This is a genomic window from Nostoc sp. (genome assembly GCF_036919675.1).
GTDB lineage: Bacteria > Cyanobacteriota > Cyanobacteriia > Cyanobacteriales > Nostocaceae > Nostoc.
Map to the genome: position 1 here is coordinate 59,162 of NZ_JBALCP010000034.1, position 24,529 is coordinate 83,690.

Annotated in this window: 21 protein-coding genes and 1 pseudogene; 13 read left to right on the plus strand and 9 right to left on the minus strand. The window is 39.5% G+C overall.

Features of this window, described 5'->3' with window-relative positions; all coding sequences use genetic code 11:
* The first annotated feature begins 10 nt into the window (after nt 1-10).
* From psaB to V7K49_RS05830, 6 genes and pseudogenes are all read left to right on the plus strand, one after another.
* Nucleotides 11-2,242 (plus strand): photosystem I core protein PsaB, encoded by a 2,232-nt coding sequence (psaB, locus tag V7K49_RS05800; protein ID WP_334871368.1) that lies wholly within the window; start codon nt 11-13, stop codon nt 2,240-2,242.
* 261 nt (nt 2,243-2,503) lie between these two features.
* Nucleotides 2,504-4,252 (plus strand): hypothetical protein, encoded by a 1,749-nt coding sequence (locus tag V7K49_RS05805; RefSeq protein WP_335204851.1) that lies wholly within the window; start codon nt 2,504-2,506, stop codon nt 4,250-4,252.
* Nucleotides 4,242-4,448, plus strand: coding sequence for a hypothetical protein (locus V7K49_RS05810; protein ID WP_334871364.1), 207 nt, complete (start codon nt 4,242-4,244; stop codon nt 4,446-4,448). Before V7K49_RS05805 ends, V7K49_RS05810 begins: the two co-directional genes overlap by 11 nt.
* Before the next feature lie 65 nt (nt 4,449-4,513).
* A complete protein-coding gene (locus V7K49_RS05815) occupies nt 4,514-4,825 on the plus strand; it encodes a hypothetical protein (protein WP_335204852.1) in 312 nt (103 codons plus the stop codon).
* Nucleotides 4,819-5,250 (plus strand): annotated as a pseudogene (locus V7K49_RS34545) (DUF7689 domain-containing protein). Before V7K49_RS05815 ends, V7K49_RS34545 begins: the two are co-directional and overlap by 7 nt.
* A 130-nt stretch (nt 5,251-5,380) precedes the next feature.
* Nucleotides 5,381-6,286 (plus strand): DNA-methyltransferase, encoded by a 906-nt coding sequence (locus tag V7K49_RS05830; protein WP_334871360.1) that lies wholly within the window; start codon nt 5,381-5,383, stop codon nt 6,284-6,286.
* Nucleotides 6,287-6,359: 73 nt separating this feature from the next.
* Here V7K49_RS05830 and V7K49_RS05835 read toward each other — a convergent pair whose 3' ends face one another.
* Together V7K49_RS05835 and V7K49_RS05840 are read right to left on the minus strand one after the other, a co-directional pair.
* Entirely contained in the window at nt 6,360-6,572 is a 213-nt protein-coding gene (locus V7K49_RS05835) for a hypothetical protein (protein ID WP_190728355.1), read from the minus strand.
* A 515-nt stretch (nt 6,573-7,087) separates the two neighbouring features.
* Nucleotides 7,088-7,312 carry a helix-turn-helix domain-containing protein gene (locus tag V7K49_RS05840; protein WP_335204853.1) on the minus strand — a complete coding sequence of 75 codons (225 nt, stop codon included), beginning with the start codon at nt 7,310-7,312 and terminating at the stop codon, nt 7,088-7,090.
* Nucleotides 7,313-7,808: 496 nt separating this feature from the next.
* Here V7K49_RS05840 and V7K49_RS05845 point away from each other — a divergent pair, with 496 nt between their 5' ends.
* Nucleotides 7,809-8,876: an SGNH/GDSL hydrolase family protein gene (locus V7K49_RS05845; protein WP_335204854.1), complete on the plus strand. Its 1,068-nt coding sequence runs from the start codon at nt 7,809-7,811 to the stop codon at nt 8,874-8,876.
* Nucleotides 8,877-8,945: 69 nt separating this feature from the next.
* On the plus strand, nt 8,946-9,308 hold the full coding sequence (locus tag V7K49_RS05850) for a DUF4864 domain-containing protein (protein WP_335204855.1): 363 nt from the start codon (nt 8,946-8,948) through the stop codon (nt 9,306-9,308).
* A gap of 25 nt (nt 9,309-9,333) precedes the next feature.
* Here the strand turns inward: V7K49_RS05850 and larE are convergent, their stop codons facing one another.
* Together larE and hrmK are read right to left on the minus strand one after the other, a co-directional pair.
* Entirely contained in the window at nt 9,334-10,161 is an 828-nt protein-coding gene (larE, locus tag V7K49_RS05855) for an ATP-dependent sacrificial sulfur transferase LarE (RefSeq protein ID WP_335130243.1), read from the minus strand.
* Between the two features lie 502 nt (nt 10,162-10,663).
* Entirely contained in the window at nt 10,664-12,532 is a 1,869-nt protein-coding gene (gene hrmK, locus V7K49_RS05860; RefSeq protein WP_335204857.1) for a hybrid histidine kinase/response regulator HrmK, read from the minus strand.
* Between the two features lie 215 nt (nt 12,533-12,747).
* On the opposite strand from hrmK, the gene V7K49_RS05865 reads away from it, so the two are divergent.
* Entirely contained in the window at nt 12,748-13,614 is an 867-nt protein-coding gene (locus V7K49_RS05865; protein WP_273763891.1) for a branched-chain amino acid ABC transporter permease, read from the plus strand.
* Nucleotides 13,615-13,635: 21 nt separating this feature from the next.
* On the opposite strand, the gene V7K49_RS05870 is transcribed toward V7K49_RS05865, so the two are convergent.
* Together V7K49_RS05870 and lipA are read right to left on the minus strand one after the other, a co-directional pair.
* On the minus strand, nt 13,636-13,773 hold the full coding sequence (locus V7K49_RS05870; protein ID WP_104907558.1) for a photosystem I protein PsaX: 138 nt from the start codon (nt 13,771-13,773) through the stop codon (nt 13,636-13,638).
* Between the two features lie 197 nt (nt 13,774-13,970).
* Nucleotides 13,971-14,891: a lipoyl synthase gene (gene lipA, locus V7K49_RS05875; protein WP_335204866.1), complete on the minus strand. Its 921-nt coding sequence runs from the start codon at nt 14,889-14,891 to the stop codon at nt 13,971-13,973.
* Nucleotides 14,892-15,249: 358 nt separating this feature from the next.
* On the opposite strand from lipA, the gene V7K49_RS05880 reads away from it, so the two are divergent.
* From V7K49_RS05880 to V7K49_RS05895, 4 genes are all read left to right on the plus strand, one after another.
* The gene (locus V7K49_RS05880; protein WP_335204867.1) at nt 15,250-15,915 is read left to right on the plus strand and encodes a response regulator; all 666 of its coding nucleotides are present in this window, start codon (nt 15,250-15,252) and stop codon (nt 15,913-15,915) included.
* A 1,074-nt stretch (nt 15,916-16,989) separates the two neighbouring features.
* Nucleotides 16,990-18,285 carry a hybrid sensor histidine kinase/response regulator gene (locus tag V7K49_RS05885; protein ID WP_335204858.1) on the plus strand — a complete coding sequence of 432 codons (1,296 nt, stop codon included), beginning with the start codon at nt 16,990-16,992 and terminating at the stop codon, nt 18,283-18,285.
* 42 nt (nt 18,286-18,327) lie between these two features.
* Complete coding sequence (locus V7K49_RS05890) at nt 18,328-19,479, plus strand: FIST signal transduction protein (RefSeq protein WP_335204859.1); 1,152 nt, start codon at nt 18,328-18,330, stop codon at nt 19,477-19,479.
* A 6-nt stretch (nt 19,480-19,485) separates the two neighbouring features.
* Nucleotides 19,486-20,529, plus strand: a complete 1,044-nt coding sequence (locus V7K49_RS05895) for a sensor histidine kinase (protein WP_335204860.1) — start codon at nt 19,486-19,488, stop codon at nt 20,527-20,529.
* Nucleotides 20,530-20,905: 376 nt separating this feature from the next.
* Here the strand turns inward: V7K49_RS05895 and V7K49_RS05900 are convergent, their stop codons facing one another.
* Genes V7K49_RS05900 through V7K49_RS05910 form a run of 3 tightly spaced genes read right to left on the minus strand, consistent with a single transcriptional unit; the run spans nt 20,906 to nt 23,020 of the window.
* Nucleotides 20,906-21,058 carry a hypothetical protein gene (locus V7K49_RS05900; RefSeq protein ID WP_335204861.1) on the minus strand — a complete coding sequence of 51 codons (153 nt, stop codon included), beginning with the start codon at nt 21,056-21,058 and terminating at the stop codon, nt 20,906-20,908.
* Nucleotides 21,059-21,065: 7 nt separating this feature from the next.
* Nucleotides 21,066-22,499 carry an oligosaccharide flippase family protein gene (locus V7K49_RS05905; protein WP_335204862.1) on the minus strand — a complete coding sequence of 478 codons (1,434 nt, stop codon included), beginning with the start codon at nt 22,497-22,499 and terminating at the stop codon, nt 21,066-21,068.
* A gap of 53 nt (nt 22,500-22,552) precedes the next feature.
* Nucleotides 22,553-23,020 (minus strand): hypothetical protein, encoded by a 468-nt coding sequence (locus V7K49_RS05910; protein WP_335204863.1) that lies wholly within the window; start codon nt 23,018-23,020, stop codon nt 22,553-22,555.
* Nucleotides 23,021-24,529 lie beyond the last annotated feature (1,509 nt).

The window sequence follows — 24,529 nt, forward strand, 5'->3', positions numbered from 1 at the left end:
CATTAAACCTATGGCGACAAAATTTCCGAAATTTAGCCAGGATCTCGCACAGGACCCGACGACTCGTCGGATATGGTATGCGATCGCTACAGGCAACGACTTTGAAACCCATGATGGCATGACGGAAGAAAATCTTTACCAAAAGATTTTCGCAACTCACTTCGGTCACTTGGCAATCATCTTCCTGTGGGCATCCAGCCTCCTGTTCCACGTAGCCTGGCAAGGTAACTTTGAACAGTGGATTAAAGATCCCCTTCACATCCGTCCGATCGCCCACGCGATTTGGGACCCCCACTTTGGTAAACCAGCGATCGAAGCTTTTACCCAAGCTGGTGCTAGCAATCCGGTAAACATTACCTACTCTGGTCTCTACCATTGGTGGTATACGATCGGAATGCGGACGAACGGCGAACTGTACAACGGTTCAGTGTTCTTGCTGTTATTCGCGGCTGTATTCTTGTTCGCTGGTTGGCTGCACTTGCAACCCAAGTACCGTCCTAGCTTGGCATGGTTTAAGAGCGCTGAACATCGCCTAAACCACCACTTAGCAGGTTTGTTTGGTGTTAGTTCTTTGGCGTGGGCTGGTCACTTAATTCACGTTGCTGTACCCGAATCTCGCGGTCAGCACGTAGGTTGGGATAACTTCCTATCCACCCCACCCCACCCAGCAGGTTTGACACCATTCTTTACAGGCAACTGGGGTGTTTACTCTCAAAACCCTGACACTCCTGGACATATCTTCGGGACATCGCAAGGTGCAGGAACTGCGATTCTGAGTTTCTTGGGTGGCTTCCATCCTCAGACAGAAGCTTTGTGGCTGACTGACATAGCTCATCACCACCTAGCAATCGCAGTCCTATTCATCGTTGCCGGTCATATGTACCGGACTAACTTCGGAATTGGTCACAGCATGAAAGAAATGCTGAACTCCAAATCTGGTTTAGTACCTGGTACCACCAGTGAAGGTCAGTTCAACCTGCCTCACCAAGGGTTGTACGACACCTATAACAATTCGCTGCACTTCCAGTTGGGTATTCACCTAGCTGCTCTGGGAACTGTCACCTCTCTGGTAGCGCAGCACATGTACGCCATGCCTTCCTACGCATTTATTGCGAAGGACTACACGACTCAGGCAGCGTTATACACGCACCATCAATACATCGCTGGTTTCCTGATCCTTGGTGCTTTTGCTCACGGAGCAATATTCTGGGTACGTGATTACGACCCAGAGCAAAATAAGGGCAACGTCCTTGAGCGCGTGTTGAAGCACAAAGAAGCGATTATTTCCCACCTTAGCTGGGTATCCCTTTTCTTGGGCTTCCACACTCTTGGTCTGTACGTACACAACGATGTAGTAGTTGCTTTCGGCACTCCTGAAAAGCAAATCTTGATTGAGCCAGTATTTGCTCAATTCGTCCAAGCTGCTAACGGTAAGGTACTGTACGGTTTAGACACCTTGCTATCTAACCCAGATAGTATTGCTTACACAGCATGGCCCAACTACGCTAACGTCTGGTTACCAGGCTGGCTAGATGCGATCAATGCTGGTACTAACTCCCTGTTCTTGACAATAGGCCCTGGCGACTTCTTGGTACACCATGCGATCGCCTTAGGTCTGCACACCACCACCTTGATCTTGGTCAAAGGTGCTTTGGATGCCCGTGGTTCTAAGCTGATGCCCGATAAAAAGGACTTCGGCTATGCCTTCCCTTGCGACGGTCCCGGTCGTGGCGGTACTTGCGACATCTCAGCTTGGGATTCCTTCTACCTCGCTACATTCTGGATGCTCAACACCATTGGTTGGTTGACCTTCTACTGGCATTGGAAGCATCTAGGTATTTGGCAAGGCAACGTGGCTCAGTTCAATGAGAACTCTACATACCTCATGGGCTGGTTCCGCGATTACCTCTGGGCTAACTCCGCTCAGTTGATTAACGGTTACAACCCCTACGGCGTGAATAACCTGTCTGTCTGGGCTTGGATGTTCCTGTTTGGACATCTAGTTTGGGCTACTGGCTTCATGTTCTTAATCTCCTGGAGAGGTTACTGGCAAGAGTTGATTGAAACCCTTGTTTGGGCACACGAACGCACTCCTCTAGCTAACCTAGTTCGCTGGAAAGACAAGCCCGTGGCTCTGTCAATTGTTCAAGCTCGTGTAGTTGGTCTAGCTCACTTCACTGTTGGCTACATCGTAACTTATGCAGCATTCTTGATTGCTTCTACAGCTGGTAAGTTCGGTTAATTCGGCTGCTAGTTTTGTAGGTAAGTAATAAAAATCCCCTGCCGAAAGGTGGGGGATTTTTTGTTGGATAAATATAAAGGTGGCCAAAATTTGGATTTAACACAATACAATATGACAGATAACCCAAATACGGTTCAGTTAAGGAGAATGGTAGCTTAAGCTTTTTGGTTCTAACTGAACCCTTACATCCACGTTTTTAAAATAGAAGAATTAAGGGATTAGCAAAATGGTTACTTTTATAAATGCAGTTTAAAGGCGGTTATGACTGAAAATATAAATAAAGCAAATTCTGGAGTTAGTCGAGAAGAAGCAGAAAATATTCTTAAAAAATTCTTGGATAATGAAAATTATAAGGTTTTAGCAGTCAAGGGAAATTTGGGTGTTGGAAAAACCCATCTAGTACAGAGTTTTTTATATAAACATAAGGGAGAATATTATTATTATGGTTCTGTCTTTGGTATTTCTTCAATTGAACAACTGAAATCACGGATATTAGCAAATAATAAGAATCAAGCAGGTAGTAATTCTGCCAATGAATTTTTAGCTAATATTTTTGAAGGGTTTCATCGCAACTCTGAGAGATTACAGCGAACAACAAAAATAGACTTACCGCTACCAGGGCAAACTTCCATTCCAGTGGTAGGATCATTAATTTCTATGGCTGGTGATTTAGCGCTTAACATACTTTTTAATGGCATTAAAAACTCAATTATATGCATTGATGACCTTGAAAGTAAATCCAAGTTTCCGCTAGATGAGTTACTTGGGTTTGTTGAGTATCTAGTTCAAGAACTAAAATGTAAAATTATTTTAATTGATAATGAAGATATTCTCTTAGAAGATGCAGCATCAAAAAAAGCCTTAGAGCATTATCGACAGAAAGTAATTGATAGAGAATTTAAGCTTGATCCAACAGTAGAAGAGAACTTGGATTTCATATTTAAAGATAATCCTGATATAGAAGTAATTAAATCAGTATTTATAAATGCTGGTACAAATAATATTCGCGTTATACGCAAAACTAAATGGCTTATTGATGAGCTTATTCCCTTAATGAAGGATTGGCAGCCTAGTTTACGTAATCAAGTTATAAGAAATAGTATTGTTATTAATTTAGCAAAACTCGATACTGGATTTTTTCAGCGTTTTGCTATTAGTATCGGCGCTATATTATCCTTAATAGACTCTTCAAAATATCAATACAAGGATCAGGAAACTTCTGACAAAAGAATACAATTGATACAACAAACTTTACTTCTGGGGTATACTCCTTTAGAGCTTGATAAACTTATAATTCAGTCGGTTGAAACCTCGTTATCTATATCTGCTGAATCTGAATTTATTAAAATAGGTGAGATTCTCAATCAAAGAGAACAAGGAGTTTCAATTATTGAAAAAATTCGTAGTCTTGGAAAGCCATACTATAGTTCCTTTGGAGATTCTGAACAACAGATTATTAATGAAATTATTACTTTCCTGGAAGAAAATAATTTTTATTTGAGTATTTCGCAATTTGAGCAAATTGAAAAATTTGCCTCAGTTATAGAATTGGATATTTCTCGCTATGAAAAATCTTTATTAGAATATATGCTAAAAACTTTAGAACCACATTATTTCAATGATTTAAATGTTTTTAGAGCTAAATTGCGTAAATATCCTGATTTAGAAGCATATCTAGAAGAGAAAAAAAATCAATATCAGCAAACCCTAGATATTACTATAGCTTTGAGAAAAATAATTAATAGTAATACCCAGTCAATATCGCCTTGGTTGAAAGTAGATATTGAATTTCTAAATAACTCTACTATTGATGAATATTGTCAATGGCTTCAAGAAGGTCATCCTGATCTATATTTAATGGTGAGACAATTTTTAGATCTGGGTTTACCTGCATCGCAAAAGTTAGAACAAGCTATTCGCAGTTTAGCAAAAAATAGGAAACTAAATAAAATTAGAGCTAAGTTTATTTATAACATAGATATAGATAATCTTTCTAATAATGAACATTAAACTAGTAGAATCTCTCATACAAGCTATCTTATCTCTCTCTGATGAGGAGCGATCGCTATTGGAAGAAAAACTGTTTTTCGATTTATCAGAGCCTTCAACTGGTGATCTAATGCTACTTGCCCAGACTGGTAGAGTCTTTCAAATTCTTAACGATGAACCAGATATATACTTACTAAAAGATGGAGAACTTATTTAAAAAGAAAGCGATGTCTACGACGGGCTACGCCTACGCCTAAAATTAACTTAGTGATCAGCAGCAATATGGAAGAACTGCAAAACTCAGAAATAGAAGCTACCTTTACAGCGCTTGTTAAGCAATGGCGTGAAGAAACTTTTGGGATATCATCTACTAACCAAATGTCGATGCACCCTGCATACCAGCAAATTATTGGTATGGGAAATGCTGTAATCCCACTTTTACTTAGGGAGCTTGAAAAGAAATCTGGACACTGGTTCTGGGCATTAAAATCCATCAGCAGAGAAGATCCTGTTCCTCCAGAATATAGGGGAAAGGTAAAAGAGATGACTAAAGCTTGGCTAGAGTGGGGTAAGCAAAGAGGCTACAGGTGGTAGATAATAACGCTTGGGTTAAGTTTGTCACAGAAAAAATTGAGCGTGATTATCCTAACCTCACTGTCTATGGATACAAACTTACCAGTCCAGATACAATTGATTACAACTGTATTGCTTGGGCAGCAGAAGATGATGAAACATGATGGTGGCCAGATATTTAACATCAATACTACTGGCCACCCGGTATTCGTAGAGAAGAAACGCTTGAAGCCTTTCAAGAAGTATATAAAATGCTTGGCTATGAAATCTGTCAAGGTGATGTTTTAGAAGAGGAATTTAAAAAAATAGCTATATATACTAATTCCAATAAAGTACCAACCCACGTTGCGAGACAATTACCAACTGGCAAGAACGCATTACTCAAAACCCAACTATATGTCATGTGTCGGAGACGCTACGCGATCGCAAAGCGTGCCGAAAGTTAATGTACTCCTCTGCGTAACTTTGCGCTTTCCTCTATGTTCCTCTGTGTTAAAAAAATAACTTTTAAAATTAAATAGTTGGATAATACCAAAACAAGTTATAACTATAAAAAACGAAATAATTTTATCACTCTTGCAAGAAAAACCAATAACGCCAGCAAAAGAAATAATTTTTGATCCCTCTTATACCCAGCCGAACGGAGCAGCATATTTAGGTGATAGCCTGAAACTTATTAAATTTATTGATGATAATAGTATTAATTTAATTATCACATCACCTCCATTTGCTCTGACACGAAAAAAAGAATACGGTAATGAAACTGCTGAAAAATATATCGAGTGGTTTCTACCTTTTGCCTATGAATTTAAAAGAGTACTGGCAGATAATGGCTCATTCGTACTAGATTTAGGCGGTGCTTACCTTCCTGGTAATCCTGTGCGGAGTATCTACCAATACGAACTTTTAGTTAGATTATGCAAAGAAGTAGGTTTCTTTCTTGCTCAAGAATTTTACCACTATAATCCGGCTCGACTGCCAGCCCCTGCTGAGTGGGTGACAATCAGGCGGATTCGTGTGAAAGATTCTGTAAATACAGTTTGGTGGTTGTCTAAAACACCTAATCCTAAAGCAGATAACAGAAAAGTTTTAAAGCCTTATAGCCAAAGTATGAAACAATTACTCAAAAATGGCTATAAGGCCAAAATACGTCCTAGTGGACATAATATTTCTGATAAATTTCAAAAGGATAACCAAGGTGCGATTCCGCCAAATTTGCTAGAAATTGCTAATACTGAATCTAATAGCGCTTATTTACAACGCTGCAAAGCAGCAGAAATTAGACCCCATCCAGCACGTTTTCCTCAAGGGTTCGCCGAGTTCTTCATCAAATTCTTAACTGATGAAGATGATATGGTTTTAGATCCATTTGCAGGTTCTAACACAACCGGGTTTGTTGCTGAAACTCTGCAACGCCAATGGATATCTTTTGAAATTAATGAAGATTATGTAACGGGAAGTCGTTATCGATTTAGCCAATAAGCAAATTAAGTAAAGAGTCAGGACTGAGGAGTTAAAACATATAATTTATAACTCGTAATTCATAACTACTCACTCAAATTTCTCCATTCACCTGCATTTGATGAACTTGATCTGCAAGCTCTTGACGACCTTGATCATCTAGTTTGTCAATTGCTAACATCCCCATGAGAATAACTTCTTTCAGGGTCAAACGTGTTGAATGTGCCTGTTTTTGCACAATCTCTTTAATAATGGGACTGACACCAATCGCTGTACTAGCTCTAGCCACGGAAGAAAAGGAAAACACTAATGATTCAGCCTAAATCTTAGCACTTCCAATGAAGTTATTTTCTATAGTTAAAACTTAATTTAAATGTGTTTAAACTCATACTTCAATGAGCAAACATAAATTTTCAATTATGTATATATATAATTACAATAGAAATACAGGGAATTTTTCTACTACTGGACAATCTGCATCAAATCTTTAATTATCGCATCAAAGGTAAGAGGCAACTTTTGGATGTAAACAAATTTAACTTTTTTCATCTCAGCGTAACATGTATAGTGTTTAACAGCGCTGTAGATTACTCCAGAATTCTCTCAAACCAATTTGAGAGTCTAACCTTTTTTTGAGCAAGTTCTCGAACTCTCAGTAGAACTAACCTTTTACTTGCTCATTAAGGGCACATCATCGTATGATAAGCTAATCGTCATTCATTTTTCCAGACTGATTCGCTTGTAGTAAGCGGCTCTAACCCTGGTTTTATGCAACTTAAATGCTCATTAGCTTATGAACATCCTCAACAGTTAAACTTTTGCCTATTCCTCTAGAATTTCCACTAAGTCTTCAATCGTCACATCAAAGGTGTGAGCTAATCTGTGGATAGCAGTAAAGTCAACTGTTGTCATTCCTAATCGACGGGTATAACTTCTAACTGTGCTGTTAATTACCCCATAATGATCAGAAATTTCTTTTAGTGTCCATGCTTTCTCTTCTGCTAATTCTCGAATCTTTAATAATCTCATATTTGATAACTGATGCATTTGCACCGCTCAATTTTATATGAGAAATTAAAAAGCGTAGACGAGAAGCGCTTTGTCGTCAGACATCGCCTAGCAGTTTAGCAAACTATCATGCGATCGCCACAATATCCTGAGATATGGAAACCTGAAATCAAATGGTTATTTCCTATAGTAGCAACATCAAAAGCAAAAAACTCTTTCCTGAGATAATCAAAAATTATCCACTAATGACCGAGTTTACATCCACTTGCAATATTTGTGACCACTGGTTATAAAAAATGGTCAGCTTGTGAAAATAGTGCTTTTATTAGAAGTATCCTCACAAATAAGACTTGTATACCACCGAAAAAACCGTACTTTAAAGAGATCGTGAATTGTCTAATATAATCTCGTTAATAGGCTTTACAGAACTATACAGTGTAAATAAGAATAATACTTAACCGAAGTAAAATTTTCCTGAATACAGGCAACTAATGCTGTCATAGGGAAAAGCAGTGAGTAGAGGAGAGACAAAGCGATGAGGGATCCTTATCTGTTGGCAATAGGCTTGTTAACAGGATTAGCAATACCAGCATCGGCTCTTCCACATTTGTCGATTGTCCTGCCAGAAAATTCTGGATTCCTGTGGGATTTAAAACAAGGCTCGCAGACAATAGTAAGTAGACAAATCATCCCCAGTGTTGATCTCCCCTTACCAGAACTCAGTGGCCAAACGTTCCAACCCCTAAAAAGTTCGCAGCCAACAACAGGTGAGAAAAATATCAAGAGCTTTGATCTTTCCTTACCAGAACTGAGTAGTCAGGGATTACCAGTCCCAACAGAATCATTAGTCAACCCCAGCGCCCAAGCAACTGGTATCTCACTGACATCTGGTAATCAACTTTACTACCAAAGATTGGCGGCTCTGAAAACAGGTCAGATTTATACACGTGTAGATAATGATAATTTGCAATCATTGTGGGAGTCGATCAAGAAGCGTCAACTAACTTATGATGACTGGAAAAGTTTACTAGCTTTAGAAGCTAGAGCGATCGCTCAAGGTCAAGGTGCAAATCATCTAAGTATCTTAGTGGGTGATTCTTTGAGCATGTGGTTTCCTAGAGAAAAACTACCTGCTGGGAAATTGTGGCTGAATCAAGGCATATCTGGAGATACTTCCAGTGGAGTTTTAAAAAGATTGGGGGCATTTTCGGCAACGCGGCCGGATGTGATTTACGTCATGGCTGGGATTAACGACTTACGAAAAGGCGCTAGTGATGACACAATTTTGCGTAATTATCGCCGGATTATCCGTCGTTTACGGCAGGCTCACCCAAAAGCTCAAATCATTGTCCAATCAATTTTGCCTACTCGCCTAGCAAAACTTTCCAATAGCCGCATTCGTCACATTAATATACAACTAACCCAGATTGCCAAACAAGAAGGCGCTAATTATCTAAATATTTATAGCTGGTTTACGGATATGGAAGGCAATTTGCGCCCAGAGTTGACTACAGATGGGTTGCACCTGTCTCAAGAGGGTTATGATGTGTGGCGCTCGGCACTACAGCAGATAGAATACAAGCTCACTCAGCGCCAAAATTGAGCGGCTCACTACGCCGACGCTTGGAGCGATGTCTACGACGGACTGCGCCTACGCAATTTTAGATTTTTTATGGAAGTTACCGACAACGATGCCATCACCATCCGTTCTCTAATTGAACACCAATTGGCAGCCTTTAAAAAGGATGATGCCCAAGGTGCTTTTGCCTTCGCCAGTCCGGCAATTCAGGCGCAATTTGGAACCCCAGAAAATTTTATGCAGATGGTGAAGATAAGCTACCCAGCAGTATACCGTCCTCGTTCTGTCTTTTTTGAGAAGATAACAACCATGCAGGGAAACATAACTCAACCAGTGTTGCTACTTGCTCCTGATGGAGTTCCCTTGAGAGCTTTATATTTTATGGAAAAACAGCCAGATAATACCTGGAGGATTAACGGTTGCTTTCTAGTTTCTCTAGAAGGTAAAGAAGTATAAATTCTATCTCTATAGAACCAAAATCTTATAATTTAACGCTCAAGGCTTCCCGATTCAAAACCTGATTCAACTTACCACTGCGATAACCTTCTAAATCCAGGGTTACGTAGATAAATCCAAAATCCTGAAATGCCGAAACTACTTTCTGTAAATCGTTAGTCAACACAAACTCTTTAATTTGTTCTGCGGGTAATTCAATCCGTGCTGTATCCCCTTGTGATCGCACGCGCAAATTCTGCCAACCTAGCTTTCGCAGGAAAATTTCTGCTCTACCAACTCGTTGTAACTTAGCTACAGTAATCTCTTCACCATAAGGAAAACGAGAACTGAGGCACGGTTGAGCGGGTTTTTCCCACCAAGGTAAACCGAGTTGTTGCGAAAGTTGCCGAACTTCAACTTTGGTAACACCCACTTCTGCTAAAGGCGATCGCGCCCCTCTTTCTTTTGCCGCCTGAATTCCTGGGCGATAATCATGCAAATCATCGGCATTTACCCCATCCACTACATAGGGATAACCCAACTCTAAAGCTAAAGGTTTGAGAGTGTCGTGCAACTCACTTTTGCAAAAATAACAGCGGTTGACAGGGTTAGAAGTGTAATTGGGATTTTCCATCTCGTGAGTCTGGACAATTTTATGAGGAATCCCAATAGTTGCAGCTTGAATTTTGGCATCTTCCAACTCTTCTGGCAACAGCGAAGGAGAAACAGCCGTGACAGCCAAAGCGCGATCGCCCAGCGCATCATAAGCAATTTTGGCAACCAAAGTGCTATCAACGCCCCCAGAGTAAGCAATCAACGCCTGCTCCATTTCTATAAATAAGGCTCTTAATTGCTCAAATTTTTCTGTCAGCATCATTTCCCAATCCTGCCCAAACCCTATAGCACCCAACAAATTCCATTCTAGGCACAAATTCCGAGGATGTGGAATTTTCCAGAGCAGCTAAACACAGATAATTATCGGACTTACGCATCATACATATGTACTATACATTTGGGCTTTTGAGCCATATCTAACACCCAACACAGTAAATATCCGACTAAATCAGGGTTGTGAGCAGAGCCAGAAACGGACATCTTGCGTAATAGACATTAGGGTGAGTTTGTAAAGTGCGTAAGTCCGAAATTATCCCAAATTATCAGCGGATATCAGTATCTCAGTGCAATCTATGTAATATTTAGAGGTGTAAAATGTAGTTTTAATAACCATATTCTTGGTCCATGAAGCAAACAAAAATAGTCTATCCTAATCCATAAATTCAGGGAATAATATGTTCTTTACCAGACTAGAAGCGAACGGCTACATAAATATAGATAACTGCGATTTTAATTGCTAAGTATATTTATTGAGATGTTTTTTACTCTATCTCCCCATCAACCTCGGTTGATGCTTTGCTGTACTTGGCCACCAGACTGGCTAAAAGTGGTAAATCAATCGGTTTAGAAATATAGTCATTTACTCCAGCTTCTAGACAAGTTTCGCGATCGCCTTTCATCGCCATTGCTGTTTGAACAATTATTGGAATCGTCCGATATTGCAGATTTTCTCGCAGTTGCTGTACCAAGTTAAGACCATTTGCATCTGCCAGACAAACATCCATTAAAATCACCACTGGGTCTAATTGTGTTAGAGCTTCCCACATCTGGGCAGCATTCTTAACCCAAGTCACCTGATATCCCAATTGATGCAGATAAATTTGCATCAAATCAGCGTTGGGTAAGTCATTTTCTACCAGCAAAATGTCTACAGAGGAACTAGGGGTGAAAAACAAAGGAGATGAGGAGTATTTTGCTCCCTGTACTCCCCCTGCTCCCCCTGCTCCCTCATCTCCCTCATCTCCTCCCACTCCCGTCTCTTGCTTAAGGGGAAGTATGAGGATAAAACGGGAGCCGCGATCTACTTCAGATTCCACTTTCACGGAACCACCATGAATTTCGGCAAGTTTGCGAGTCACTGCTAAACCCAAACCTGTACCTTCAACACCACCAGCAACAGCCTTGGCAATTTGGAAATAGGGTTCAAACAGTTGAGCCTGGTCTTGTTGGGAAATGCCAGTGCCAGTATCCCAAACTGTAAAATGCACAAATACACCTTTGGGAGCAACTTGTAAGCCAACACTTCCTTTACTAGTAAACTTTAGGGCGTTAAAGAGTAAATTCAACAGCATTTGCTTGAGTCGTAAGGAGTCGGCTACTAGGGTTGTAATATCAGGTTCAAGTTCTAGGCACAGTCTCAAACCCTTATTAGCGGCTTTCTCTTTTACCAGTGCCAAAACATTGATACACAACAGTGGTACATCTACCGTTTCCCATACCACTTCCATCTGATTTGCTTCAATTTTAGACAGGTCCAAAATATCATTAATCAGAGCTAGCAAGTGCTTGCCGCTAGACTGAATGATATTTAAATACTCTTGCTGACGTTCTTTGGTTGGTTGGTACCCTTGGGCTAAAAGCAGGTGGGTAAACCCAATAATAGAACCAAGCGGTGTGCGAATTTCGTGGCTGGTGTTTGCCAGAAACTGATTTTTGAGTTGATTGGTGCGCTCCAATTCTTGATTAGAGTTACTGAACTGTTGATACCGCTGCTGCCAAGATAGGATGTGTCTAAGTTGTACCAAGGCTGTAGTACAGTGCTTGGCAGACCTTGCCATCAATTGTGATCTGAGTTGAGCTTGTAATTCTATGAGCGACTCACGATCAGAGCTTAGGGGCGCTGCGGCGATAATTAGCCAGCCCATGACGTTGTCAGAATCATCAGCTAACCGCCAAGCGCTCGGTGGTTGTTGATTCTCAAGCTGCTGTAAATCTTCGAGTTCTATAACCTCTTGCAACCTCAACAGCAGCTTTTTTTCTGCTGTTAGCACTTCTAGAAATGGAGGTTGTGAGTTTGGGGATGGAGAACAAGAAACATAGCAAACTGTGGCAACAGTTTCTTGTCCTTGAAACAGAGCAATGCCTACGGCACAATGCGTAAACGCCACATTACTGCTGTCCACAGCACTGTTAATCTCTTTAACCACAGTTTGAAAAATTTCTGCTTCTGCGGCTCCTGCCGGTCGGACAGTGTTACAAGCAGAAAGCAGGCAATCATTAAGGCAACTTTGCAACTGGTTCAAGCTGCTCTCCAGCCACAACTTGGCGCGAAGTTGCTGAATTATTGTCAAAAGTTTTGGCCTTGCATCTATCTGTGAGTTCTGGTCTGGTAAGCTTGAATACTGCTGCATGGTCAACTAGACCGCTGAACAAGTTTAGCTTCGCATAAAAATCCGAACAGGATTCTCTGTATATTAGCGGACAATTCTTTTTTATTTATAAACCATAACTTATGTTGTTATCAACCATAACTTATGATGTCGAACGATGTCGAATTTAGCAGCTAGACCAAAAAAATTATTATATGAATCACTGACCTAAAATTTTTTAAAGCAACTTAAGGCTTATGGATACACAATTCGCCCAACTAATCGTTAATGGGATTGCGGTAGGGAGCATTATTGCTCTAGCCGCAGTTGGACTCACTCTTACCTATGGAATTTTACGGCTATCTAACTTTGCTCATGGTGACTTTCTAACTTTGGGAGCCTATCTAACCTGGCTGATAAACACTATTGGAGTCAATATTTGGCTGTCGATGATCCTGGCGGCGGCGGGAACAGTAGCAGCAATGCTGTTATCGGAAAAGTTACTCTGGTCAAAGATGCGCTCTATTCGTGCTACTTCCACTACGCTGATTATTATTTCTATCGGGCTTGCCTTATTTCTTCGCAATGGGATTATTTTTATCTGGGGTGGCAAGAACCAAAATTATGATTTACCTGTTACCCCAGCTTTAGATATTTTGGGTTTAAAGATACCGCAAAATCAATTATTGGTATTGGGGTTGGCGGTGCTAGCAATTTTGGCGCTGCATTACCTGCTGCAAAATACCAAAATTGGTAAGGCGATGCGAGCAGTTGCTGACGATCTGGACTTAGCCAGGGTTTCAGGTATCAATGTTGACCGAGTAATTTTCTGGACTTGGCTAATTGCCGGCACTCTTACGTCATTAGGCGGCAGTATGTATGGGTTAATTACAGCCGTGCGCCCGAATATGGGATGGTTTTTAATTTTACCGTTATTTGCCTCAGTGATTCTTGGTGGCATTGGCAACCCTTACGGTGCGATCGCAGCAGCTTTTATCATTGGTATCGTCCAAGAAGTCAGCACCCCTTGGCTGGGTTCACAGTACAAACAAGGTGTAGCACTGTTGATCATGATTTTGGTGCTGCTCATTCGTCCCAAAGGTTTATTCAAAGGAACGATTTGAGCAGCACCACTCCACTTCTAACTATTGAATAATGTGGAAATAGTAGGCTGCTACCAAGAAATTGATAGCTAACAACAGCAGTGCCCAGCCTGTGCGAAAGGCGTAGGGAGGTTTAGCTCCACTGTCGGCAACTGGGGAATTCTTAGCTTTAGCAGTCATAATGCGGTTCTCCTAATGTCAGGACTTTTTAAGAAATACCAAACTGGTGTACCAAATATCCAAATTCTTTAAGAATATTTGTGTGAAGTTGGGAATTGGGCATGGGAAGAGGCAGAGGGGTAGGGCGCAGGGGGCAAGGGGGAGAATTAAAATTACCTCCTTTTCCCTCTGCTCACTGCTCCCCGCCTCTTCTCCTCCTACTCCCCACTCCCTACTCCCTCCTCTCCAGCATGATAGGAACTGCGAACCAGAGGCCCAGAACGAACGTGGTTGAATCCCATTTCCCATGCTAATCTGCCGAGTTGATCGAATTCCTCTGGAGTCCAATATTTTTGGACTGGTAGATGTTCTAGAGAAGGACGCATATACTGCCCAAGAGTCAAGCGATCGCACCCCACAGCCCTTAGATCAGCCATTGCTTCGACGACTTCATCGGTAGTTTCTCCATGTCCCAGCATCAAACCTGATTTGGTGGGAATTGTCGGATCAATTTCTTTGACCACAGCCAGTACCAAAAGCGAGCGATCGTACTTGGCTCCCCGGCGCACTGGCCCAGTTAACCGTCGCACTGTCTCGATATTATGATTGAAACAAGCTGGTTTGGCTTTTACAATAATGGCTATCCGCTGGCGTTGACCTGACTCCCCAACACCAGCACCACCCCAAAAATCTGGGGTCAGCACTTCAATTTGAGTCTCTGGGTTCAACTGGCGGATAGTCGCGATCGTCTTCACAAAGTGGACTGCGCCCTGATCGGGCAAGTCATCACGGGCTACAGAAGTCAGCACCACATAACGCAATCCCAAAAGCTGCACCGCCTGTGCTACTTTTTGGGGTTCCTCTAAATCAACAGGCATTGGTGCATGACCTTTATCTACTTGACAGAAAGCACAAGAGCGTGTGCAAGTAGGCCCCATTAGTAAGAAAGTTGCAGTTTTTTGGGCATAGCACTCTCCCCGGTTGGGACAGCGTCCTTCTTCACAAATCGTGTGAATTTGGCGCTGCTTAATAATGCGTTGTACGGTAGAGATTTCACTGGCTTTGCCAATAGGGCGACGTAACCAGCTAGGCATTGCCGTAATTTCAGACTTTAGTTCGGCTTGTTGTGACGAAATCATAGACATCCAAGCAAGATGCGGATATAGAGTAGTGGTCTGTCAATTAACAAATGATGCATAAGAATAGACGCAGGAAGCGCCAGACGCAGGGACGCTCTTAATGAAGTCACCATGTCTTTGTGTCCTCATGTCCTCATGTCCCTTATGCCCTAGATCAAAGCTAAAGCCTTAAATATCACCATGACACAATTTGAAAAGAGCGCAAGCAAAAGTTTTGCAAAACACCTCTAGCAATGTCATTTATACCGAAATATACTATCCCCCAATTCATAGAAATTTTGTATATAGTGGGAGAATTCTCAAGGACAATCGGCAAGGCCGCTATTTACACTTAAAGTTTCTGTTAGAGCAAACAGTCGTGGCAAGCAACAAGATTTTAGTTATCGATGACACTACAGTTGTCAGGGTAAAAGTACGAGAAATGTTGCCTCCGGGCAATTTTGAGGTACTGGAAGCAAAAGACGGTTTGGAAGGACTAAATTTCATCCTTCAGGAAAAACTCAGCCTGATTATGCTGGATTTCCTGTTGCCTAAAATGAGTGGCTGGGAGGTTTTCCAGAAAGTTCAAGCCGATCCGGAGTTAAGGAAAATTCCTTTGGTGATCATGTCTGGTCGCAAGGAAGAGGTGACCGAGAAAATCACAGAACCTTTTGAATATTTTGAATTTCTGGGCAAGCCTTTTGATCAGAAGCAACTAATTAGTGCGATTAAGTTAGCTATGACCAAGGCGAAACAGCCACGCCCAGAACTAGTCCCAGTAGCAGCAGAAATTACTGTAAAAAATGGCATAAATGCAACTTCTGGTGTCACCAATGGTACGGTAGCAGCCCCTAGCGTCGTAAATACTGCGATCGCAACTCCTACTGCAGCAAATACTGTGATCGCAACTCCTAGCGCTGGAGGAGTCTCTGACACAGAAATTAATGCGTTGAACGAGAAAATTGTCAAAATGCAAGCAGAAATTGATGGTTTGAAGAAACAGCTAACTCAGGTTGTGACTTTTATTAAACAAAAAATCAAGTAGCATTTGTGCTCGTTATTATTATCACAGCCAAAATACCCAGTCTCTAATAACAGGTGTCCCATTAAAAGCGGATAAAAATGGTTAGTTCAAAAACACTTATTTTGATAAATCATGGTTGACAACAAAATTCAAAAACAGGGAAAAATAACTAGTACACTGTGGCGGAAGTTTGACTACCTTTAACAAGGGATTTTGCCCCATGTTAAGCTCCAAGTATTGTTAATTGAGATAGTAGGTGGATTTCCGCCATGTTGTACTAGCAATTATCTGCGCCTCTATAAATTTTGAATTTTGAATTCCCCCTTTATGCAGCGTCTTCGCAGGAGAAGAGGTTGACAGTTTAGCAAAGCAGTTCTAAACCCACTAAACCTGCCGCAGTTTGCTCTTAAGCTAAGGAGAACGGCAGGCTTTTTTGTTGTTTAGTCTTTCGCATCCAAAATTTGCATCAAAACTTGATAGCTAGTTCACAGATCGAAAGCAGCAAGAGCAAATATTTACCAGATAAATTTAGTAGTAATAGTTCATTTAAATCCCGCGTTTTTAAACGTGGGTCACTGTAGCAGAATTGCCTGTTAGCCTTTCCTTTTGAACTACTTATTGTTCAATTTTTTTAGAAAAATAACCGAAATTCTCCGGAATTATAATTTATTTTTAAAAATAGTTATGGTTGTATGAACTCATAATAAATACTCTTGATTAACTGAAAAAGTTAACTTGTGGTATCAACAATATTATTCTGGAATAGCACTATTTTTATAAAAAGACAAGGGTAATAATCACTAAGATCAGAGCGATCGCCTTCATGAAAGAGGATCTTCAACTTCGGTGAAAGTGCAGATTGCTGGTTAATTTCCACCCTGTAGCGATTGCCTCTGTGGTCGCATAGGGCAACTTAGTGTGAGAATGTTGCTGTTATCAGAGTTTTTGGGAACTATAGGATTGTCAGACTAGAAATTTATCAATCAGTCTGCTAATAAAATAGAGGTGACTTAGCTGCGATCACAGGGTGAATAGTGAACAAGTAACAAGGAGTTAAATTAATTTCAATACATGAATTATAAGAAAGTTAGAAACATGCCGAATGTACCAGAAGATAGTTTAATTTTAGTTGTAGATGATACTACTACTAATTTAGAAATGGTCTTTGAGATATTGACTAATGTAGGCTTTGAAGTTGCTACAGAAATGGATGGTAAAAGAGCACTTAAACAGGCTGAATCTATCCTACCTGATTTGATTTTATTAGATGTGATGATGCCGGGAATAGATGGATTTGAAACCTGTAAAAAGTTGAAACAAAATTCAGCAACTTGTGATATCCCAGTAATTTTTATGACAGCCAATTCTGATACAGATAGTAAGGTAACTGGTCTAAGTATCGGGGCAGTTGATTACATTACAAAACCCTTTCATGAAGAAGAGTTATTAGCTAGAATTAAAACCCATCTTCAATTACGAAATCTCACAAAAACTTTAGAAAAACGAGTTGCAGAAAGGACAGCAGCGTTGTCTAGGGCATTAAAAGACCTACAAGAGTCTCAACTTCAGCTTGTACAGACGGAAAAAATGTCTGCCCTTGGTCAATTAGTAGCAGGAGTTGCTCATGAAATTAATAATCCCGTTGGTTTCATTCATGGCAATCTCAGACACGCTTCAGTATATTTCCAAGACATGATTAACCTCATTGATCTCTATCAGCTGCACTATCCGAATCCGGTTCCAGAAATTCAAGAGGAAATTGCAGCGATAGATTTGAAGTACATGCTTTCTGATCTACCTAATTTAATTTCCTCAATGAAAGAGGGTGTTCAGCGTATTCGCAACATTAGTACTAGTCTGAGAACCTTTTCTCGAGCAGATAGCGATCGCAAAGTTTCTTGCAACATTCATGATGGCATAGACAGCACAATCATGATCCTCAAATACCGCTTAAAAGCATCTGAGGATCGACCCGATATTCAAGTAATTAGAGATTACGATAATTTGCCAGAATTAGAATGCTTTCTCGGACAACTAAATCAGGTATTTATGAATTTATTAGCTAATGCCATTGATGCTTTAGAGGAGTCTAATGTAGGACGCACCTATTTTGAAATTGAAGCAAATCCCAACCAAGTTTTGATTCAGACTACCCTCAATGAAAACAAAAATCATATTTTGATTCGCATTAAAGATAATGGCATGGGAATGTCTGCTGATGTCCAGCAAAAAATATTTGACCATTTATTCACCACCAAGCCTGTGGGTGAAGGTACAGGATTAGGATTATCAATTGCCCGTCAAATTGTTGTCGAAAAACATGGAGGAACTCTAGAGGTAAATTCAGCAATAGGACAAGGTTCAGAGTTTATTATCAAGCTTCCCATTTAAGAATCATAGCAAATCACGTTCATCAATGTAATAGGTAAATTTATGTTCAAAGCAGTAGTAGGTCACAGTAACGATCCAGATTCTCTATCAGCAGTTGAAGAAGTTCTTCAGCAATGTACCAATTCTCTTGCAGGAAATATACCAAAAGCTGGAATTATTTTTGCTGCAATTGACTTTGAACATTCCCTGATTTTGCAGCAAATTCATCAGGCTTTTCCGGGGATTGAGTTGATTGGTGGAACAACAGATGGAGAAATTTCTTCTGTCTTAGAGTTTCAGCAGGACTCAATCACCTTAATGTTATTTTGCTCAGACGAAGTTGAAATTCATGCAGGAGTTGGACGCAAAGTTTCAGGTGATCCAGTTACTGTAACTAAACAAGCTGTGGAGCAAGCTAAAGCAAAAAGTACCGCAGCCCCAAAGCTATGCTTAACTCATCCAGAGAGTCTTACAACTAGTGGTGTCTCTATATTGAATGGCTTAAAGCTAGCTCTTGGGCAACATGTGCCGATATTTGGTGGTTTGGCAGCCGATCAGTCAAGATATCAAAATACATATCAATTTTTTCAAACAGAAGTATTAAGTGATTCTGTACCAATTCTACTTTTTTCAGGCACAATATTGTTTTCCCACGGTGTTACAAGTGGTTGGCATCCCATCGGTCAAATAAGCAAAGTGACTAAAGTAGATAAGAACATAGTCTATGAAATAGATGGTAAGCCAGCTTTAGATTTTTATCATCATTATTTAGGTTTGCTTCCTCCTTCAATTGAATATCCACTAGCAGTGTTTGATCAGAATGGAGACAATTTTTATATCAGAGCACCTATTGCTTACAATCAGGAATCTGGTAGCATTACCTTTTTTGGAGATATTCCCGATCAAGCAGTTATTAAAATTGCGGAAGCGGGTTATGAAGATATTCTGGCGGCTTCTAAAACATCATTCATGAATGCCTTAGATAACTATCCAGGTGCAGAACCAAGTGCTATTTTGTTTTTTTCATGTGTAGCTCGTCGGCAAATACTTGGTACAAGAGCAAAAGAAGAGTACCAGAATATAAAACTTTGTCTGACTGACTATTTACCTGCCTGTGGATTTTATTCTTATGGAGAGATTGCTCCTATAGAGGGAATTAGTCAGATGCAATTTCATAATGAAACTTTTGTCACTTTAATTCTGGGAAATCGGTAATATCTGATGGAAATTGTAGATTATCAACAAGAAATTAAGGAACTAAAAAAAGCGAATAGAATTATTCAAAAACAATTGGAGCGCTCTGAATCAGACCGGACAAAACTCGAAGAAACAAATAAAAAAAAAGAATGTTTGCTTAGGAAAGTAATTGATGAATTAAAGGAATATCAAAATAAGTTAGAAGAAAGAAGCCATGAATTAGAAATGATGCTTCTTAATCTTCACATAATGCAGAATAAAATGTCTACTTTGGGAAGTCTTGTCGCAGATGTAGCTCACGAAATTAACAATCCAGTTGGGTTTATAGCAGGTAATCTCGCTCCTGCTCAAGAGTATATTCAGAATTTATTACATCTCATCGACCTCTATCAGCAAACCTATCCCAAAGCATCTCAGGAAATTCAAGAAAGAATCCAAGTGATTGACTTGGAGTATGTGCGCGAGGATTTACCTAAACTCATTTCCTCGATGAAAGAAGGTACAGATCGCATTTGTAACATTAGTAACAGCTTGCGAACTTTCTCTAGAGGAGATACAGAACAAAAAGTTCTCTTTAACCTTCATGAAGGTATTAACAGCACTCTCCTAATTCTCAAGCATCGTTTGAAAGCTAATAAGATTCGTCCTGATATTCAAATAGTTAAAGATTACGGTAAATTTCCTCTAGTAGAATGCTTCCCAGGACAACTGAATCAGGTATTTATGAATCTATTGGCAAATGCCATTGATGCTGTAGAAGAGTCTAACTCTGGACTTAGTTTTAATGAAATTAAGCAAAATCCCAATAAAATTACAATTCATACTGCCCTAATTAAGGATACAAATCACGCATTGATTCGGATTCAAGATAATGGTGTAGGAATATCGGGTAATGTTCGGCAAAAAATGTTTAACCATTTATTCACAACCAAACCTGTGGGAAAAGGAACAGGATTAGGATTATCAATTGCCTATCAAATAATTGTTCAAAAACATCAGGGAACTCTAGAAGTAAATTCTGTGCTAGGACAAGGTTCTGAATTTATAATTACCATTCCAATTTTTTAGACTAGTAGGTCTAGTAATTATTTCAAAGTGATTGTAAAAAAAATTAATGTTCAGTGTGGTAAGCTAATCGTCATTCATTTTTGTAGAATGATTCGCTTCTAGTAAGCGGCTTCAGCCCTGCTTTTATACAACTTAAATGCTCATTATATGAGGTCATAGTGACCGAATAGTTCGTAATTCGTAATTGATTACGGTTTCAGAGTTGCTAAGTTTATTTAGGGAAAACAGGGATTTTTATCCTTATTGTGAGCAGCGGATTTATCCGTCAGGGTAAATGCACGTGATTTCTGAAATGCTTACTGGATAAAAATCTTGATTAAAAAATAGTCTTTGATGCTCAAGATTGGAACTCTTGCAGAAAAATGGTTTTTATACTTTAGATACGTTTGCCCTGGATTGTTTGGTTAGTTTCATTTATCGGTGCTAATTTTTTGGTTGTTGCTTTTTGTGGTTGAAGATATTCAATATTAATTGCTTTAGTTATTTTAAGATTTTGCAAATTTGCTATTTTATAAGTAGGGTCAAGCATTGAAACTTCATCCCTTTTTTACCTTTTTTACAAACTTTTCCCAGATAATATGAATTCCACCTAAAACATGAATACTCATCAAAATAACAAATAAAAAATAGAAGGAAGTCGCAATAATCAGAGTTAATAAAAAGTCTAAATTAATATTTTTTAAAATTAAAAATATAACTAGCATCAAAGTGCCGATTACAACTGGACGGCGAATAATTCGCCAAAAATGTAATGGAAATAAGAGAGTATAAGTAAAGTAAACATACTGGCTAAAGCCAAGAACAGTCATTACCAATGTCATTATAGCTGCACCTAGTAAATGATATTGCGGAACTAATGCCACACCTACCAAGCTTGATAATATAGTTGTAATAAAGACTTCACGCAGGTTCACTATCTCAAAATGATTGGCTACAAGTAGATTGCACAGTGTGCGTATGAAGGGCAAGAAAAGCAGTGATACAGCAGTTATATTCAGAGCTAAACTTCCTTGAGCAAAACTAGGGGTATAGATAAAAACTAGTAAATCTTTACCAAAAAATAACAATCCAAGGAATAAGGGTAATCCCATAGCTAGTATAATTTCAATAAAGCTTTCAGTGATCTGCTGCTGCTTTTCCTGTCCTTGATCTGCTGCTTTTGAGAGTGTCGGGAACATTCCTACACTGATACTGTTGGCAATAATCCAAAAGGGTTGTAGCACTTGTCCTATTCCACCAAAAAGACCAACTAAAAATTCATTTCCTAACAATGAAAGAATCAAGATTTGCATTCTGCTACTGACTACAGCCATTGCTTCAATAGCAACAAATGTCCGTACATTTTTAATTGTATTCCATATAAAAATTCTATCAATCTGCCATTGGATTTTGACTGACTGTGTGATAAAAATCCATTCAATTACCAAAATTAGTGTTTCTGAAAAAAATAGAATTGCCCCCACAGATTCAATTCCATATTTCAGTTGCATCGCCCAAATCATTATGATTACGCGTCCAATGTACACTGGCACTGTAGCGATGGCAATCAGATGCATCTTTTCTTGAGCTTGAAAAATTGCCTCAGTGATATTAGAAAGTGCAAAAGGAATGATCGTGAAGCCCATGATGTAGCAAATAGTCGAGGTTTTAGAACTATAGGGAAGTAAAAACACTACAATCACCAAAGCCCCATAACTGAAAAAACTAAATATTAATTGCAACCAGCTACCACTTATTAAACAAACAGATGTTTTTTCTGGTTCACGGGCTATTTCTCTGGTAAACAATACTTTTAGCCCTTGTGAAGCAATGCCCATAAACATATAGTAGAAGCTATACGCTAGTAGATACTGCCCTAAAGCCTCAACTCCTAGAGTCTTAGCAATAGCAGCGGTTAATACAAAGGCTGTAATGCTTTGTGCTAACCGATTGACCATCATTGAGAGGGAATTACTTATAGCAGTAAACATTTGGCTCAGATACGAACGTGTGTACTATGAAGTTAATTTGCTGAAATTAAGAGTTATATATAATACTCGCTTACTGACTCTAAATATTCCGTAAGGCACTGTTCTGTTGCCTCCAGAATAGCTGTCGAAGCAATAACACCTCGCAATGCGATTGCACTTATATAGCGGTGTGCAGTTGAGTGAGATACAAAAACTTTGCTGAAATGATTTGACAGCAAGGATTTTGGTGTTATCATCCAATCGATAACCGCTATAAGACTCACATTCTTACCTCGTTGTTGAAGACGTGTTCCATAAGCTGTTTGTGCTGATAATGCCCGTCTAAATTGACGAGTCATTCCTAAATTGACTACAGCTTCATCCACAAATACCAAATCCTTTACTCGTAGGGTGGTTATTTGTTTCTTGTAATCTCTTCGTAAGTTTTGAACTTGCTCTGTCTGCTTTTGAGTGGCATGGAATGTTTTTTTCGGGTGTAATCCCAAACGTTTCAGTACACGACTAATAGTGGAGCTACTCACCTCAGCCAGGGTCTGTTTTCTCGAATACTATTTCTCCCAAAACTATCAAGCATAAAAGTATTCTGTTTTTTAGAGTATCCCAAGGTATAAAAATTTCTGTTACAGCTAATTGATTAAGTTGATTCAAGTTTTGCTGACGTTGATATCTGCCTAATGAATTAGCATTCGCCGTTCCAGATACAATATAATACTTTTCTTTTTTTATAAAGCTAGCAATCTGCTCATGATCTTAAGGTTCACAAATAATGAATGCAGAAGAACGAACTATTTTTTCCTGCTTGTGCAGATATTCAAGAGTAATATTTACAGCATATATACCAGTATAAATAACATACTTAGCACCCAAGATAATAATATTAATTTGGGACATGTAATATCAACAACTGGTTTATACAATAAACAAGCAAGAAGTCTTAATCCATGAGCAAAAGTTAGTGATTTGATAATATTGAAATAGTCATAGCGTTTTTTACTTTCTCGATAAATACTTTAGACAGCTAGTGATCCTATTTGAATCCCAACTTTAGCATGTTTCGCTAGACTAATTGAGTCTTGCTTAGAAGTTCTTTGTTTATTTACGCATAATTACTGATTAACAAAACTTGCAAATATATAATATAAAGAAATGCATCAAAAATTTAATTATCGTTACAAAATTTTACATATAGTGTTTCCCGATCTAGTGAGGTACAGCTAGAGAATAGCTCAATCGTATTTCCTTCAATAGAAATAAAAGCATACTCACTTGACCTACGCCAGAAAATTGTTGAGACATACGCTGAAGGGAAGATTTCTCAAAGGCTGCTAGCCAAGCAATTTTGAGTCGCGTTAAGTTTTATTGAAAAATGACTCAAACAACATCGACAGACGGGAAGTATCGTAACTAGCGCTCTTTTATGTCTCTGGCAAGAGAAAAAAGATGCTGACCTTGAATCTTGTTCAAAGCCTTGTTTTATCAACCAAAAAAAATCTTTGCTCGTAACCAAGCATGGAAAAACAAGGCTTATAATATTCTCTAACAAGAGTAATAAAACAGCGCTAGGGCGTGTCATCAATTACTTAAACTGAAATCAGAACTGCTAAAGAAGAATAGACAACAAAAAAACGATGACGCGCCGATACGCGTTTGCGTGATGACCAGTAGGAGAGAATCAAAGACCTGCTACCTGGGTGAGAGGGCGATGTGGGAGTTACCGCTAAAGCACAATCGATTGTTTATCGAAGCAGTGTTATAGCGGTTCCCGACCCGGTGAGGTACATTTTCAAAGCTACTAACCTTGTGAAACAATATTTGGGTGTATCTCAGTTGCTTAGGAAACGCTATATATCGTTACCGAGCAGGTATCCCCTGGCGTGACTTGCTCTTTCCCGATTCGGGGATTTTCGGGTGTGAATCACCCATTTCAGTCAATTAAGGTTGAGTCGATGGGGAGTATTATCTCCTGCACCTCTCAGTTAGATCCAGACGTGCCCGTTTCCGTGCATCTGGCTCCCGATGTTCTTAGCTTG